The sequence below is a fragment of the Marinobacter nauticus genome (assembly GCF_003634635.1).
GTDB lineage: Bacteria > Pseudomonadota > Gammaproteobacteria > Pseudomonadales > Oleiphilaceae > Marinobacter > Marinobacter nauticus.
On the sequence record NZ_RBJB01000005.1, the window covers coordinates 241,382 to 258,059 of the forward strand.

Below are 16,678 nucleotides of genomic sequence, written 5' to 3' on the forward strand. Positions count from 1 at the left end.
ATGTGATGTGGTACATTCCGGGACTGGTATTCAGGCAGCAGGAAAAGCAGGGCATGGCAGACGACAAGGCACAGTGGGTACCCGGGTGGAATGAGGCCTCGCCGGAGCAGGGTGATCTGCTGCTGGCGTTCACGGGCAACAGTATTCTGAAGCCGGCGGATGGCTGGTTCCTTCGCTGGGGTGGCCCGGAAATGGGTGGAAGCCGGCCGGAGGCGCTGTCCCTGGGCGCCTGGGAGGGGCGCCCTCTGTATGTCACTATGCTGCCGGACACCGGTGTGCCGGGCATGCAGACGCTGTCCCTGCGTGAGGCTATGCTGCTTACGCCCGGGGCGCCGGCGGATGTGCTCAGTACCGGTTATCAGGTCTGGCAGTGGTGGCAGGACCATCGTTACTGCGGCCGCTGTGGAGAGAAAACTGGAGCCCATCCCCGCGAACGGGCGCGCTGGTGCAACCGGTGTGGCATCCCCTGGTACCCGCGTATTGCCCCTTGCATCATTACCGTTATTCGCCGGGGCGACCGCTTCCTGCTGGCAAAATCCGCGCGGGTCACCCGCAACTTCTACAGTCTGATCGCTGGTTTTGTGGAGCCGGGCGAGAATCTGGAGCAGGCGGTGGCCCGGGAGGTGATGGAGGAAACCGGTTTGGCGGTGACCAACATTCGCTATCAGGGGTCGCAGCCCTGGCCATTTCCTCACCAGTTGATGCTGGGCTTCTTTGCCGACTACGAGAGCGGCGAATTGCGGTTGCAGGAAGAGGAACTGGCGGATGCTGGCTGGTTTACGGTGGATGAACATCCTCCGGTTCCGCCAGAAACCACCATAGCAGGGCGATTGATCAATGCCCTGAAAGCAGAGATTGCTGCCGGTAATGGTGGTAGCCACCATGACTGACCGTCGCCCGAGGGTGCTGGTGTTTGATTCCGGGGTCGGTGGCCTGAGTGTCGCCGCCTGTATTCACCAGACGTTGCCCGGTGTGGAGCTGGTTTACCTGGCAGATAATGCCGGCTTTCCCTATGGCGACAAGCCCGAACAGGTGGTAATCGAGCGCTGTTGCACGCTTATACGGCAATGTCTGGTTGAGTTTCCGTGCGATGTGGTGGTGGTGGCCTGTAATACCGCCAGTACCGTTGTCTTGCCCGAGCTCAGGGCCACTATTGCTGTGCCGGTGGTCGGGGTGGTGCCGGCGGTCAAACCGGCGGCAGCCTGTTCCGTCAATCGCCGCATTGGCCTGTTGGCGACACCGGCGACGGTCAAACGCGCCTATCTGGATGATCTGATTCAGAAGTATGCCCGGGATTGTGAGGTATTCCGCCTTGGTCATCCGGCCCTGGTGCGCTGGGCTGAGGAGCTGGTTGGCGGCTCTGCGCCGGATCAGGTGGAGGTGGATGACGCCATGGTGCCGCTGCGCGAAGGCGGTGTCGACACGGTGGTTCTGGGCTGCACTCATTACCCGCTATTGTTGCCCTGGTTACGCAAGGCGTTGCCGGAGGTGATGCACTGGGTGGAGTCCGGCGAGGCGATAGCCCGCCGCGTGGCCTGGTGGTTTGAACAGGCCGGTGACCTGGCCTGTGCGCAGACACCGCCGAACCAGTCCGGGGCTGTGGTGACCAGTGCCTGCTTTTCTGGTGATGCGCCGGAAGACCTGGGCCCGTTCATGTCGGAAATGGGCATCCCGGTGGTAATGGTGGCCGGTCACTGGCCCGGCGTTACAGCAACCGGGTCAGTTTGAACATGGCGAGGAATTCCAGCGCCGGGATCGCCCGCTTGTGGCAGCAGTAGGTTTTGAAGCCATCGCCGCGGAAGCGTGATTTTGTGAACTCCAGCCCCTTGAAGTTATACAGGAAGTTTCCTTTCTCATAGATTCCGTGGAGCATCTTCTTGAGCAGCCGGCTTTCCTGGTGTTCCGTGGCCTTGTCGAGGGACAGAGGTATCAGGCCCAGGTCCAGAAATGGCACACCCTCGGCCTTGAAAACATCCATGGCGTGGGCCATCAGGGTATAGAAGATACCCTGACGGAAATCCGCGTTGGCGCGGGAGATGTTGGGCACATAACTGATAATTTCGTTGTTGCGATAGATCGGGTCGAAGTAGATAAAGCCGACGGCTTTGCCATCCTGATAGGCGTAGAAATGGCGTTCGTTTTCCCGATAATCCATTTCCATCGGGCGAATCAGGAAACGGATTTCGTTGCTCTTGCATTTTCGGGTGCGAATCCAGGCTTCCGAGATTTCCCGCGTGTGGTCATCACTGAAACGCTCTTTCACCGTGATCCCGTTCTTTTCGGCCTGGTTCAGGGCGGTTCTCAGAATCTGCTTTTTCTTGCCGCTGAGGGACCATTTGCGCAGGTCGATGCGGGATTCGCTGCCAAACTGGGTGCCGTAGAGCCCGAAGCGTAGATGCAGGAAATCCACCACCGGTTTGGAGACCTGGATGTAGCAGGCATTCGGGAACTTCTGGTGGAAGCGCTCCAGAATCACCGGGAAGTTCTCGGGTGCGCAAACCGGGTCTGACAGCACAAAGGTGCCGCCCCATTTACGCATGTAGGCCACGTAGCCCATCCCTTCAACATCGAAGTACTGCATCCCCGGCTGCAGAGTCGAGAAGGACTGTGAGTGCACGCCGAACTGCTTGAGGTAGTTCACCCGCTCTGAAAACGTAAACTGTCCGTCGGTGAGTCCCTGGGTACGGTCCAGTGCAAGAATCTGGTCTGACATGATGACGCTCCCGATAACCTGTTGTTGTTTTTGGTGTCAGGGGTTCAGGCCTGTTTTCGGCCGAGGATGGACCAGTAGCAGTCCATGTTCAGAAGCTTGAAGTGCTTCTTCTCGGTTACCTGCAGGCCCAGGCGCTGCATGTGCTCGGGGTAGTTGTAGATCTTGTGGAAGGCGTTGTTGGCAAACAGCCAGAAAATGAACACCGCCATGTACCAGTAGAGTTTCTTGAACATGCGGGACAGGATGTTGCCCGTCGGGTAGCAGAAGTCGCCGACAACCACTCTGGCATCGGCCTTGCCCAGGCGAATCAGGTGCTCGAGCACTTTGACCATCATGTCTTCGTCAAACACGTTCAGGAAAAAGTTGGCGACTACCATGTCGTATTGCTCGAACTCATCCACCTTCATGATGTCGCTGTGGATACGGCGTATGGTCAGATGAGGCGCTTCTTTATGCTGGGCATCGGCGAATTTGCGCAGCATGGTCTCGGACAGATCGACCACCGTTACCTCCGCTCCCAGCTCTGCGGCTCGGATAGCGTCCCGGCCGTGGCCGACGCCGGCAAAGAGAATGCGGTCTCCGGGTTTTACCGTTTCCACATCCAGCATGGCGGTCTTGCAGCGATGGATGTTCTTGCCGCTGTAGAGATTGCTGAGAAAATCGTAGACGGGGCCAATATACTTGTACTTGTCGCGCATGATGACTGCTGCCTTCTTCTTGTTCCCTGGTTGTCCGCCACCGTTATTGTGATTGTTGCTCCGACAGCCTGTCGGACATTCCGGTGATCGGTTACTGATAAACCGAGCTTAGAGAAGGGGTAGGTTGAAAGATGTGCAGTACTGCGCATTTCCGGATACACAAAGTAACGTAAGGATACACTTTGCAAACCGGGTCAATGTTTTGGTTCGGAGTGTCAGACAATCGATAATCGTTTTAGCCGGTATGTGCGAAGGCCAGACCATCTTTGGCCAGCAACCGTGTAATGTCGGCGGCGGGTCGGGCGGGGCCGTAGAAGAAGCCCTGAACCTGGTGACAGCCGAGGCTTTTCAGGTACGCAAGTTGGTCGTCGGTTTCCACACCTTCGGCCACAATCTCGAGTTTCAGGCCGTGTGCCATGGCGATAATGGCGTTGACGATGCAGGCTCCGTCTTCGCCACTGCGTATGGCTTTAACAAAGGACTGGTCCACCTTCAGAGTGTGAATCGGTAGACGGTGCAGGTAATTGAGCGAGGAATAGCCGGTACCGAAATCGTCGATGGCGATGCGCACGCCGGTGGCGGCCAGCTCTTTGAGCTTGCGGCTGATCTGTTCAAGATCATTCATGATCACATTTTCTGTGATTTCGATTTCCAGGTTATCGGCCGGGAAGTTGTGGGCGGCCACCCGGTTCATCAGGGTTTCGACGAATCTGGGGTGCTCCACCTGGCTGGGGGAGAGGTTCACCGCCAGGCGCAGGTCGGAATGCCCGCTACTGATCCAGCGGCCCACGTCGCGGCAGGCCTGATCGATAACCTGTTCACTGAGTTTGCCAACCAGCCGGGTTTCTTCTGCCAGGGGCAGGAAATCCCCGGGGTAGAGCAGTCCCCGTTCCGGGTGCTGCCAGCGCACCAGGGCCTCCAGGCCCACCACCCGGTTGGAACGGGAGCATACCTGAGGCTGGTAAAACACCCGGAGCTCGTTGCGTTCCAGTGCCAGGCGAAGATCCCGTTCCAGGCTCAGCCGGTTGGCGGTGTTGATGCTCATGCTGTCGGAATAGAAGCGATAGCCATCTTTACCCCGCGCTTTCACGTGGTACATGGCGATATCGGCGTTCTGTATCAGCAGATCCATGGTCTCGCCGGCTTCGGGGAATACTGAAATCCCGATACTGACCCCCACAAAGACCTCGTGGTCTCCCAGCTGGAACGGCGCTTTCAGAGCGTTGATCAGTTTACGGGCAATGTTCCTTGCGTCGTCGTTGCCGTGAATGCTCGGCAATAACAGGGTGAATTCATCGCCCCCGAAGCGGGACAGGGTGTCTCCCCGGCGCAGGCACTTTTCCAGTCGATGCGTGACCGCCTGCAACAGGCGATCTCCCATGGCGTGTCCGAGCGTGTCGTTAACCACCTTGAAGCGGTCCAGATCCAGAAACATCACGGCAAGTTTCTGCTGGCTGCGTCGTGCATGGGTGATGGCCAGTTCCAGCCGGTCTTTGAACAGAGCCCGATTCGGCAGCCGGGTCAGCAGGTCGTGGTAAGCCTGGAAATTGATGAAGGCCTCGGCCTCCTTGCGCTCGGTGACATCGCGGGCGATGCCATAATAACGCGCTGGCTGGCCGGTGCAGCCGCCCTGGGTCTTGCCGGTCTGGGGCCAGGTTTGTGGGTCTACCGGGAAGGCGGTGATCTCGAAATGACGGGTGGCCTTGCGGCTGCCCCGGGTTTTCAGGCGGACCTCCAGTACCCGGGGATTATCGGCAGAGATGTTGGGGCCCTGCAGAGCATAGGTGCCACGGGCCACGTCCCGGTCATCCAGTATGTGGCGGAAATGCTGCCCGCAGAGCTCTGAGGGCTGATAGCCGAGCAGGCTTTCGACCTTGTTGTTGATGAAGCAGATATGCCCGGTTTCATCGAGCATGAACACGATGTCCGGCGAGCTGTTGACGATATAGCGGTGCAGAGCCTCGGATTTCTCCAGCCGGGACTGAACCATCTCATGGGCGCGAATAAGCGACTGCTTGCCCAGAACCCCTTCCACAGTTGCCAGCAATTCTTCCGGGTCAAAGGGTTTACGGATGTAATCCAGTGCGCCCCGGCGCAGGGCCCGACTGACGGTGCTGAAAGACGACTCTCCGCTGACCACAATGACACCGCAATCCGGCTGCAGCCGGCCGGTTTCCGCCATTACCTGGAAACCGTCCAGCTCTGGCATGTTCAGATCCAGCAGGGCCAGATCAAAGGCCTGCCGGTGAAGCTGTTCACAGGCCTGTCGCCCACCGTGGGCTTCTGACACCTCAAAACCCCGGCTCCGGAGGAGGTCGGCCAGGGTTTTGAGCAGGCGTGGCTCGTCGTCTGCCACCAGGATACTGGGGCGTCGTGAAAGGCTGGAGGACTCTGTGGTCTGTTCGCTTGCCATGGCTGTGTGTCCGTGGTTTCGTCGTCAGTCGGTGTCGTTATCGTTATGACTTGCCGCCGGCAGCAGTATCCGGAAGGCCGTGCCCTCCTGTCCGGTGTGGCAAGCAATGATGCCCTCCATGTCATCAATCAGTTGTTTAACAATGCTCAGCCCCAGGCCGCTATGGCCATCTCCCTTGGTGCTGTTGACCGGTTCAAACAGTCGGCGTTGCAATGGCTCCGGAATGCCGGGACCGTTATCGGTGACCTGCAACTCAACCCAGCGTCGCCGGTTCTGAAACAGGGGTGCCGTGGTTTTCAACGTGAGGGTTCCGGGCCGCTCTCCAAAGCCCTCAACTGCGTTTCTGACCAGATTAAGGACGATCTGGCGGACCGCAGAGGGGGCTGCCTGTACTTGAGTGTCCGCTTTGCAGAGGTGCAGGTGAAGCTCCCGGTGATCGTCATGGAACAGGCTATCCCGAAGGATTCTGCCCAGACCGGTCAGTTCTTCGTTCAGATCGGTGTCGGAGCCTGTTGCTTCGGCCGCGTGCTGGCTGATCTGCAACAACAGGTTGCCGGCACGCTCGAGTTCTTCCTGAATGATGTTCAGCTCATCCTGAACATCTGGATCCTGGAGCCGGCTGCGCAGCTGGAACAGGTACTGGCGGATAATGGTGAGCGGGTTACTGACCTCGTGTACCTGTCGGCGCAGACGATCGTTCACCATTTGCTGGTCCGAGCCAAGGCGATCGGCAGATGACAGCTTGAGAACCGCCGAGAGTTCCCGGGTGAACAACTCTCCGAGGTTGCGCGCACCCGCCACTGTCTGGTCGTCGATGCCAATCACGAACACACTGTCCCCGGTTGAAACGGGGAGCGCCAGTAGTGAGGGTGCGGCCAGCAAGGAGCACAGCTGTTGATCAAGCACGGTGGGTTCGGCCTGATCCATGGTTGTGGTGGTGCCGGTTCTCAGAGCAGTGGTTAGCGCACTGTCGCCGTAGGCTGGATTAACGGACATCTCCGGCAGTTGCCGGCAGGTGCCTGAACGTAGTGTAAGATCCTCACCCTCCCGGCTGAAGCAGAGCACGGGCAGACCGGTGATCAGTGCCAGGCTGCTGGCGGCTTCCGACACCAGTGTGGAGAGGTTTTCCGGGCCAGAGGCTGGCAACGCCAGCGCGGTTCGCACCATGGTGTGTTCCAGCAGCCGCTGGTTCAGCTGACGTCTGGCCTCGCGTGCATCGTAATCAGTATCCAGAGGGATACCGAGGGATGCAGCCACGCTGGCAACCTCTTCGCCGATCTTCTTGTTGATCTCACGGGTCAGATCTTCCTGCAACCCGAAGATGGTGGCCGCTGCCCCTACGCCTACGGCATCAGACAGAGCTAGCCGGGTAGAGAGACTGACCACCTTGACCAGGTGCCCGGCATCCCTCAGTTGTCCGGGCAAGGCCTGTTGATAGCGCATGGCATCGACAGCCATTGTGCCCAGCCCCCAGGAGGACACCAGCCCGGCGGCGATGTCGTTCTGCTGGTTCAGTATCTGTTGCTTGCGTTCGGGGCAGGGTGTTTTGATCGCAATGAGCTCGCCAATGTTATGCATCATCCCCAGAAGAAAGGCCTCTTCCGGTTCCGGGTAGCGGGTCAGCGTAGCCAGCGTCTTGGCCGTCAGTGCGGTGGTCAGGGAGTGCCGCCAGAAGTCCCTCAGTTGTTGCCACTCATCGCCTCCAAGTTCAAACATCAGCTGTCGCAGGGCGGACGTCAGTAGCAGCGTCTGGAATTTTCGGGTCCCCAGTCTCAACAGGGCCTGTTCAACAGAATGGCTGGGAGCTCCCCGATGGTATAGCGCGGAACTGGTGAGGGCGAGTAACCGGGTAACGAGGGCGGTGTCGGCAGAAACGATACGACTGATTTCGCGATAGCTTTGACCGGAATGGCAGGCGTCCAGAGCGCGCAGGATAACCTCCGGAAGGCTCGGCAGCTGTAGATCTGACGCAATATCCGTCGCTGTAGTCATGGCACGCCCCTTTGGTCCTGCGCGGTCCGCTAATGGCCGTGCGCAAGCTTCCCTGTTCTGTATTGAAATAATATGACAGGGTGTTCATTCTTCTTGTTGGTCCCTGAGCTTAGACAATAATCCGTCACTATTAAATACTTATTGGTGCTTTTTTAAGCAATCTATCATCCGGTCTGTGATATGTGTACCCTTTTTACAGGTTAAAATGTCGCTTATAGTGACAAGTTTAAGCGTCCAGGCTGTTTTTCATGGAAGTCCCCAAGCAGACACAAAGCCAGAACCCAGCGCAAAAATCGCGCCAGACCCGAACCATTGCCATTACGGGCGGAAAGGGCGGTGTTGGCAAGACCACGGTAGCGCTGAACCTGGCCATTGCCCTGTCTGAGCAGGGCCAGAAGGTGCTTCTGCTGGATGGCGATACCGACCTTGCCAACGTCAGCATTATGGTAGGTGCCTACCCTCAGCGCACGCTTGCCGATGTGGTGGCGGGGCGATGCGCCATGCAGGATATTATCATGACCACCTACGCCGGGCTGGATCTGATCCCAGGTGCATCCGGTGTGCAGAGCTGTATGGAGATGTCGGAGCAGGGCGGTCTGGCTGTTCTGCGGGCACTGCATGAGCTTGAGAACCGCTACGACACCGTTATTATCGATACGGCGTCGGGTTTACAGTCGGTGGGCTTGCATATGATTGCTGCTGCCGAGCTGGCCTGTCTGGTTGTCACGCCTGATCCGGCCTCACTAACCGACGCTTTTTCTCTGATGAAGGTACTCAAACGCCGCGGCTACCGCCGGACTCCGGCAGTGATCGTTAATATGGCGCAGGGGGCCAGTCAGGCGCGCTCTGTGTTTCAGCGTTTTAATGGTGCCTGTCAGCGCCATCTGCAATGGTCGCTGCATTATCTGGGCGGGCTCTGGCGTGATGAAACTCTGCGTCAGTCAGTGCTGGACCAGATGCCGGTGACGGTGCTGCCGGCTTCGGACCCCTCCTGTCGGCAGTTTCACTCCCTGGCCGAGATGCTGAACGTTCATGTTGGCCGACTGCCCCCAAGAAAGGCGGGGATCGCCGCTTATTGGTACCGGGCCGCCAAACGCGCCACTGAGGCGGACGCAGGTAATGGTCAGAGCAGCGGGGCGGATAAAAGCAGCCGGCAGCATTGTCTGGATCTGATCGCACAATTAGAAAAGGCCATGATATCGGTACCCGACGATGTCATGCTCAGATATGAAGCATTTACCCGGCTGTTTGCACTGTTGGGGCGCAGTCCCGATGCCGACACGGTGGAGATCATTCAGACCAGTCTCGCCGCCATGAACTGGGATAAGCTGCCGACTCGCGATCGCGCCAGTCTTGCTCGTCATTTGCGGCATTTGTCAGATGAGTTGGCACCACCGCCGAGTGACCAGCCCCCCTCTCAGGCGGTTCATCACAGCCTTGAGGGCCCTCTGTATGACCGGGTCAGTTTCGGTGAGCAGGAGCAACTGGTACGCGCCCTGCGGGAAAAACCGGCCAATGTCTCACTGGACGACCTGCTGCGGGCGCTGGCGGGCAAAGACCGGACGGGCTCATGAGGCAGCCGTTTCAGGGTCGATCCATATGCCTTTTTAATTGTCATTTTATTAGCGTTTTTTGTGTCGTAATTTTGCAGTCTGTCACCGTGCTGTCACGTTCGTTGTGTGAGAATTGACCGATATCGTGGCTCGTGGCCCGCAATATGCAGGCACTCTGACAGGCGGTTGCAACAGGGAATCAGTGACGACGGGGAAAGGGATGTGCCCCGCCCGCACAGTACTGGCCGGCGTCAGATCGGCATTAGTGATCTCAGAGAAGGAGTTCTATCATGGCAATACAGCAGGTACATCACGCTGACACTTCATCATCAAAGGTGCTCGGACAGCTACGCGGCAAGCGGGTTCTGATCACCGGTACCACCGGCTTTCTGGGCAAGGTGGTCCTCGAAAAGCTGATTCGGGCGGTGCCTGATATTGGCGCTATTTACCTGCTGATCCGGGGCAATAAACGGCACCCGGATGCTCGTTCCCGTTTCCTGGAAGAAATTGCCACGTCCTCGGTGTTTGACCGTCTTCGCGAGGCCGATTCAGAGGCATTTGACGCCTTTCTGGAAGAGCGCATTCACTGCGTGACCGGTGAGGTGACCGAAGCGGGTTTCGGGATAGGGCAGGAAGACTATCGCAAACTCGCCACCGAACTGGATGCGGTGATCAACTCCGCCGCGAGCGTGAATTTCCGTGAAGAGCTCGACAAGGCTCTGGCCATCAACACCCTGTGCCTTCGGAATATTGCCGGCCTGGTGGATTTGAACCCGAAGCTTGCGGTCTTGCAGGTCTCCACTTGCTATGTCAATGGCATGAATTCGGGGCAGGTCACCGAATCGGTGATCAAGCCGGCAGGCGAGGCCGTGCCGCGTTCCCCGGACGGCTACTATGAGATAGAAGAGCTCGTTCGCCTGCTGCAGGATAAAATTGAAGACGTTCAGGCCCGTTATTCCGGCAAGGTGCTGGAGAAGAAGTTGGTGGACCTGGGAATTCGGGAAGCCAACCGCTATGGCTGGAGCGATACCTACACCTTTACCAAGTGGCTGGGCGAACAGTTGCTGATGAAGGCGTTAAGCGGGCGCACCCTGACCATTCTGCGTCCTTCGATTATCGAAAGTGCCCTGGAGGAGCCGGCACCCGGCTGGATTGAGGGGGTGAAGGTGGCAGATGCCATCATCCTGGCTTACGCACGGGAAAAAGTGACCCTGTTCCCGGGCAAACGCTCCGGTATCATCGATGTGATTCCAGTGGACCTGGTGGCCAACTCCATCATCCTTTCCCTGGCGGAAGCTCTTGGAGAACCCGGTCGGCGCCGCATCTATCAGTGTTGCAGCGGGGGCGGCAATCCAATCTCCCTGGGTGAGTTCATCGACCATCTCATGGCGGAATCAAAAGCCAATTACGCTGCCTACGATCACCTGTTCTACCGGCAGCCCAGCAAGCCGTTTCTGGCGGTTAACCGGGCGCTGTTTGATTTGGTGATCAGTGGTGTTCGCTTACCGCTCTCCCTGACGGACCGTGTGCTCAAATTACTGGGAAATTCCCGGGACCTGAAAATGCTCAGGAACCTGGATACCACCCAGTCGCTGGCAACCATTTTTGGTTTCTACACCGCGCCGGATTATATCTTCCGCAACGATGAGCTGATGGCGCTGGCGAACCGGATGGGTGAGGTCGATAAAGGGCTGTTCCCGGTGGATGCCCGCCTCATTGACTGGGAACTCTACCTGCGCAAGATTCACCTGGCCGGGCTCAATCGCTATGCCCTGAAAGAACGAAAGGTGTACAGCCTGAAAACCGCGCGCCAGCGTAAAAAAGCAGCCTGAAAAACGTCGCCGGGGCAGGAAAGCGCTTCTGCCCCGGTTTCTTCCTTCTGTTTTGGCCATTTCCTGCGGGCAAACTATCCTTGAGAGTATTACCTGGTAGTGGCCCGTCCCTGCCCTTATCGCTGCATTTCTGAGCAGGTTGCCCCTAATTGCCGGGCATCTTAGGACGTTAGTCTAATTCATTGTGCGGTGGCACACATGTTGAACTACAGGCATCTGTCTTGCGGGCGAAAAACGCCCGACCACCCTGAATTTAAAAACCGACAATGACAACAGACTCAGATCAAGGGGGAGCACAATGACTGACAAGCAGGTATATCCGGTAAGTCCGGAGGTCGCCGAGCGCGCACTGGTCAGCAAATCGCAACATGAGGAAATGTATCGCCAGTCCGTAGAGGACCCGAATACCTTCTGGGGCGAGCATGGCAAGCGTATTGACTGGATCAAGCCGTTCACCAAGGTCAAGAACAGTACCTACGATTACAATAACTTGTCCATCAAATGGTTCGAGGACGGTGTCCTGAACGCCTCGGCCAATTGCCTGGACCGTCACCTGGAACAGCGGGGCGATCAGACCGCGATCATCTTTGAGGGGGACGATCCCTCGGTATCCCGGAATGTCACCTACCGGGAGCTCTACGAAGAGACCTGTAAGTTTGCCAACGTGCTCAAGGATCAGGGCGTCAAGAAGGGTGATGTGGTTACCATCTACATGCCCATGATTGTTGAAACTGCCGTTGCCATGCTGGCCTGCGCACGTATTGGTGCGATCCACTCTGTGGTGTTTGGTGGCTTCTCTCCGGAAGCTCTGGCCGCACGGATTGTGAACGGCAAATCCCGTTTCGTGATTACCGCAGATGAAGGTCTGCGTGGTGGCCGTGCCATCCCGCTGAAGAAGAACGTGGATTCCGCCCTCAAGCATGAGGACGACGCCAAGGTCGACAAGGTGATCGTGGTGTCTCGCACCGGTAACGATCAGGTGCCCTGGACCGAAGGGCGCGACCTGCGTTACGAAGACCTGATGAAGAACGCCTCGGCCGAATGCCAGCCAGAGCCAATGAATGCGGAAGACCCGCTGTTCATGCTGTACACCTCGGGCTCTACCGGTGCGCCAAAAGGCGTTCTGCACACCACCGGTGGCTACATGGTCTATGCCTCCATGACCCACCAGTACGTGTTTGACTATCACGATGGTGATGTTTACTGGTGTACCGCTGACTTTGGTTGGGTAACCGGCCACAGCTACATTCTCTATGGCCCGCTGGCAAACGGCGCCATCACCCTGCTGTTCGAGGGCGTGCCCAACTATCCGGACAGTTCGCGTATGGGGCAGGTGGTCGACAAGCACAAGGTCAACATCCTGTATACTGCGCCGACCGCTATCCGCGCACTGATGGCGCAGGGTGAGTCCTGCATGGACGGCACCACCCGCGGCAGCCTGAAGCTGTTGGGCTCTGTGGGTGAGCCGATCAACCCGGAAGCCTGGGAGTGGTATCACCGCGTTATCGGTAACAGCAAGTGCCCGATCGTAGACACCTGGTGGCAGACCGAGACCGGCGGCATCCTGATTTCTCCGCTGCCTGGCGCGGTGGACCTGAAGCCGGGTTCCGCGACTCTGCCGTTCTTCGGCGTTCAGCCGGCTCTGGTGGATAACGAAGGCAACATCCTGGAAGGCAAGACCGAAGGCAACCTGGTGATCCTCGACAGCTGGCCGGGCCAGATGCGCACCATCTACGGTGATCACGAGCGTTTCGTTCAGACTTACTTCAGCACCTACAAGGGTATGTACTTCACCGGTGACGGTGCCCGTCGGGACGAGGACGGTTACTACTGGATTACCGGTCGGGTGGATGACGTTCTGAACGTCTCTGGCCATCGACTGGGCACTGCGGAAGTTGAGAGTGCGCTGGTTGCCCACGACAAGGTGGCTGAAGCTGCCGTGGTGGGTTACCCGCATGACATCAAGGGGCAGGGCATCTACGTGTACGTAACCCTGGTGCAGGGCGAGGAGCCCAGCGACGAGCTCAAGAAGGAGCTGGTACAGTGGGTGCGTAAGGAAATCGGCCCGATTGCCTCGCCGGATGTGATTCAGTGGGCACCTGGACTGCCCAAGACCCGGTCTGGCAAGATTATGCGCAGGATTTTGCGTAAAATTGCCGCTAACGAGCACGATCAGCTTGGAGATACATCCACTCTGGCTGATCCGGGCGTAGTGGATGAGCTGATCAGCAGTCGGGCGTTCAAGTAACGCCTCGCTGCTGGCACTAACCTGTAAGGAATCTGTTGAATGACACAAACAATTATCGTCGCTGATGATCACCCGCTGTTTCGGGCAGCACTGAAACAGGCGGTCAATCAGGCGGTGCCGGATGCCGAGACGGTGGAGGTCGACAGCATCAAGGCGCTGCAGGCGGCGGTAGAGTCGCACCCGGACGCGGACCTGATCCTGCTGGATCTGAACATGCCGGGTGCCCATGGCTTTTCGGGTCTGGTGTTCATGCGAGGCCAGTACCCGGGTTTGCCTGTGGTGGTTGTGTCCGGTTCAGAGGATCTGCAGGTGATGCGCCGTTCGATTGATTACGGTGCTTCCGGCTTTATTCCCAAATCGGCACCTTTGCCGACCATTACCGAGGCGATACAGGCGGTACTGGAGGGGGATGTCTGGCTGCCGGAGGGTGTCGCCGACAAGATTGAGCGTATGCAGGCTGAGACCACGGATTTCTCTGAGCGTCTGGCGTCGCTGACACCGCAGCAGTTCCGGGTGTTGGGGATGCTGGCTGAGGGGCTTCTGAACAAGCAGATCGCTTACGATCTGGATGTTTCGGAGGCGACGATCAAAGCTCACATCACGGCGGTATTCCGCAAGCTTGGGGTTCGTAACCGGACCCAGGCGGTGATTGCCATTCAGCAGATGGAGCTGGATCCTTCGGAGCAGTCGCTTTCGGGGAGTTGAGGTTTTAGCTTTTCAGTTTGTTTCAAAACGGGAGCCTTTGGGCTCCCGTTTTTTTTGCCCGCAAGTTTGGTGCTGTGCCACGGGTGAGGAAGCCCTCCCTGAGACCGCTACGAGCACCCGCAAGCGGGTCCAGCCAGCAATCATAGATTGCCGTCGTTCTGCTGCGCATGAAGCTTCGCTTCATAATCGCTTGCCTCACCCATGTGCGCTTTGCTTTGGCCATCCATGGCCAAAGAAATCTCAGGGAGGGCTTCCTCACCCGTGGCATCATGCTTTGGTGATTGCTTATCGGAATACGCTTGTTCTTACTTTTCTGTGCCGGTTCACTTTCTCTGTCTGTAGCCATTGTTTTATTGAGTTTACTGTTGTAGTTTTCAGCTAACAAGTGTGCGCTGAAGGTTTCGTGCATGGTGAGTGTGTTCAACAGCAAATGGTGACAAGTAAAAGATGAACGCAGCAGTGAAACCCGAAACAAGTGTGAGTGCTGTCTTCGGAAAACCGGACGAACGGGAACTCCGGGATCGCATGAAAAAGGAACTTCCCGCTGACACCTTCAAGCCGCAGACCTGGCGGGTGATCTGGTTTCTGCCCCTGCAGGCCATTATCTGGGGTGGGCTGGCGGTTATCCTGATGGCGGGTTTGCCGTGGTACGCCAATCTGGGGCTGGCGTTGCTGGTGGGGCATACCATAGGTTGCCAGGCGTTGCTGGCTCACGAGGTTTTACACGGCGCACTGGGCATGAGCCGGCGCTGGCAGAATGTGTTTGGCTGGCTGGGGTTTGGGCCGTTATTGGTGCCGCCGGAGTTCTGGCGCAAGTGGCACAATGTCGTGCATCACGGTAACACCAATACCGGTGATACAGACCCGGACAGCTTCGGTACACTGCGCCGTTACAAGACCAACCCGGGCCAGAAGAAGTTTCACAAGCTGGCTCCGGGTTCGGGTACCTGGTACAGCTATCTCTTTCTGACCTATTCCTTCACCTTCCACGCCCAGCTGGTGCTGTGGATTCAGGCGAAACGCCGCAAGCAGTTCAAGGGGTTTGATCGTCGGAAGGCCATCGCGCAGGTGTTTCTGTGCCTGGGGGGGTGGCTGGCGCTGGCTGCGGTTTCTGGCTCGCTCGCGCTGTTTACGGTGCTGATTCCGTTCATGGTGGCCAACGCGCTGGGTCAGGGCTATATCCTCACCAATCACTTCCTGCGCCCGCAGACAGCCACCAATAACCCGCTGGATAACTCGATGAGCCTGCGCAGCCATCCGGTGCTGGACCGCCTGCATTTCCGATTCAGCCACCATATTGAACACCACTTTTTTCCGATAATGGCCCACAACATGGCTCCGAGGGTTCGCAAGTGGCTGGAGGAAAACGAGCCGGAGCGTTATATGGCCATGCCTCATGGCACGGCGCTCAAGATGTTGTACACCACCCCGCGGGTCTATAAATCTCCGACGGAGTTGGTGGATCCTAATGATGAAAGCCGGGTGTTTGATTTGCTGCCGTTACAATCAGAGTACTCAGCAGCCAATCTGAATTAACTCCCGGCGTAGCCAAGCTCTTTGTTCACCAGGTTAAACAGCTCGCCCCGCTTGTGCCACCGATCAAAGTTCTCCAGGAACTGATCGGTGAGCGCCCGCTTCCAGCCGATAAAATCACCGGCCATATGGGCGGTCATGATCACGTTTTCCCGCTGCCAGAGCGGGTGATCCGAGGGCAGGGGCTCCTCCTCAAAAACATCCAGTCCGGCGCCGGCAATCTCGCCATCGTCGAGTGCCTTGAGCAGGGCTTCGGTATTGACGATCGGGCCGCGGCCGATGTTGATCAGGCGTGCGGTCTTTTTCATGGCGGCAAAGGCTTTGGCATCAAACAGGCCTTCGGTTTGTGGCGTTAACGGTGCCGCAATCACCACGAAGTCTGCGTGTGAAAGCTGCTCATAGAGCTCATCGTTGCCATGCACCGCCACGAAATCCGGGTCATCATGTCTCGGGGTACGGGCGATACCGTGGGCGTGCAGGCCGATGGCATTTACCAGCCGGCCAATCTGCCGGCCGATGGAGCCAGCGCCAACCACCAGTACCTGTTTGCCCTCGGCCCGTTCGGTATCCCGGTGTTTCCACTCCTGATTCATCTGCAGCCGGATGGAGCGGGGGAAATCCTTGGCGAACATCAGGATGGTACAGAGTACGTATTCGGCGATGGTGCGGTCGAAAATGCCACGGGCGTTGGTGACCACGACATCGCTCTTGATCAGGGCGGGAAACATCAGCGCATCTACGCCCGCGCTGGTGGCGTGAATCCATTGCAGCTTGTCAGCACAGGGCCAGGCCGCTTCAAGGGCTTCGGTACGGAAGTCCGTGACCATCATGACATCGGTGCCGGGCAGGCTTTCACGCAGGGTGGGTTCGTCGCAGGCGAAGCGCACTTCAGCCCGGGCCTTGACCGCCTCTATACCCGGCGGTGCCGGCTCTCCCGGTGCTGTCAGAACGGTAACGACCGGTTTGCGTGAATCTGTCATGTAACCTCCGG

12 protein-coding genes are annotated in these 16,678 nt (G+C 57.9%); 7 read left to right on the plus strand and 5 right to left on the minus strand.

The genetic code is table 11. The features are described 5' to 3' along the window. Positions 1-5 precede the first annotated feature (5 nt). Positions 6-890 carry an NAD(+) diphosphatase gene (nudC, locus tag C7436_RS16115; protein ID WP_121208493.1) on the plus strand — a complete coding sequence of 295 codons (885 nt, stop codon included), beginning with the start codon at positions 6-8 and terminating at the stop codon, positions 888-890. Then, positions 883-1,728: a glutamate racemase gene (murI, locus tag C7436_RS16120; protein ID WP_121208492.1), complete on the plus strand. Its 846-nt coding sequence runs from the start codon at positions 883-885 to the stop codon at positions 1,726-1,728. Before nudC ends, murI begins: the two co-directional genes overlap by 8 nt. On the opposite strand, the gene C7436_RS16125 is transcribed toward murI, so the two are convergent. The 4 genes from C7436_RS16125 to C7436_RS16140 form a co-directional block, all read right to left on the minus strand. Continuing rightward, positions 1,706-2,713, minus strand: coding sequence for a DUF2156 domain-containing protein (locus tag C7436_RS16125; RefSeq protein WP_014420787.1), 1,008 nt, complete (start codon positions 2,711-2,713; stop codon positions 1,706-1,708). The genes murI and C7436_RS16125 overlap by 23 nt on opposite strands. 44 nt (positions 2,714-2,757) lie before the next feature. Next, a complete protein-coding gene (locus tag C7436_RS16130; RefSeq protein WP_011785691.1) occupies positions 2,758-3,411 on the minus strand; it encodes a class I SAM-dependent methyltransferase in 654 nt (217 codons plus the stop codon). Positions 3,412-3,646: 235 nt separating this feature from the next. After that, positions 3,647-5,824: a putative bifunctional diguanylate cyclase/phosphodiesterase gene (locus tag C7436_RS16135; protein ID WP_014420788.1), complete on the minus strand. Its 2,178-nt coding sequence runs from the start codon at positions 5,822-5,824 to the stop codon at positions 3,647-3,649. Between the two features lie 24 nt (positions 5,825-5,848). After that, positions 5,849-7,816 carry an HDOD domain-containing protein gene (locus C7436_RS16140; RefSeq protein WP_121208445.1) on the minus strand — a complete coding sequence of 656 codons (1,968 nt, stop codon included), beginning with the start codon at positions 7,814-7,816 and terminating at the stop codon, positions 5,849-5,851. 248 nt (positions 7,817-8,064) lie between these two features. On the opposite strand from C7436_RS16140, the gene C7436_RS16145 reads away from it, so the two are divergent. From C7436_RS16145 to C7436_RS16165, 5 genes are all read left to right on the plus strand, one after another. After that, positions 8,065-9,390, plus strand: a complete 1,326-nt coding sequence (locus C7436_RS16145; protein ID WP_014420790.1) for a MinD/ParA family ATP-binding protein — start codon at positions 8,065-8,067, stop codon at positions 9,388-9,390. 269 nt (positions 9,391-9,659) lie between these two features. Continuing rightward, entirely contained in the window at positions 9,660-11,201 is a 1,542-nt protein-coding gene (locus tag C7436_RS16150; RefSeq protein ID WP_121208446.1) for a fatty acyl-CoA reductase, read from the plus strand. A gap of 298 nt (positions 11,202-11,499) precedes the next feature. Continuing rightward, positions 11,500-13,449, plus strand: coding sequence for an acetate--CoA ligase (gene acs / locus C7436_RS16155; protein WP_121208447.1), 1,950 nt, complete (start codon positions 11,500-11,502; stop codon positions 13,447-13,449). A 39-nt stretch (positions 13,450-13,488) separates the two neighbouring features. Further along, complete coding sequence (locus tag C7436_RS16160) at positions 13,489-14,154, plus strand: response regulator (protein WP_011785685.1); 666 nt, start codon at positions 13,489-13,491, stop codon at positions 14,152-14,154. Positions 14,155-14,613: 459 nt separating this feature from the next. Next, a complete protein-coding gene (locus C7436_RS16165) occupies positions 14,614-15,690 on the plus strand; it encodes a fatty acid desaturase family protein (RefSeq protein WP_228198164.1) in 1,077 nt (358 codons plus the stop codon). On the opposite strand, the gene C7436_RS16170 is transcribed toward C7436_RS16165, so the two are convergent. Further along, the gene (locus C7436_RS16170) at positions 15,687-16,667 is read right to left on the minus strand and encodes a D-2-hydroxyacid dehydrogenase (protein WP_011785683.1); all 981 of its coding nucleotides are present in this window, start codon (positions 16,665-16,667) and stop codon (positions 15,687-15,689) included. The genes C7436_RS16165 and C7436_RS16170 overlap by 4 nt on opposite strands. Between the last annotated feature and the right edge of the window lie 11 nt (positions 16,668-16,678).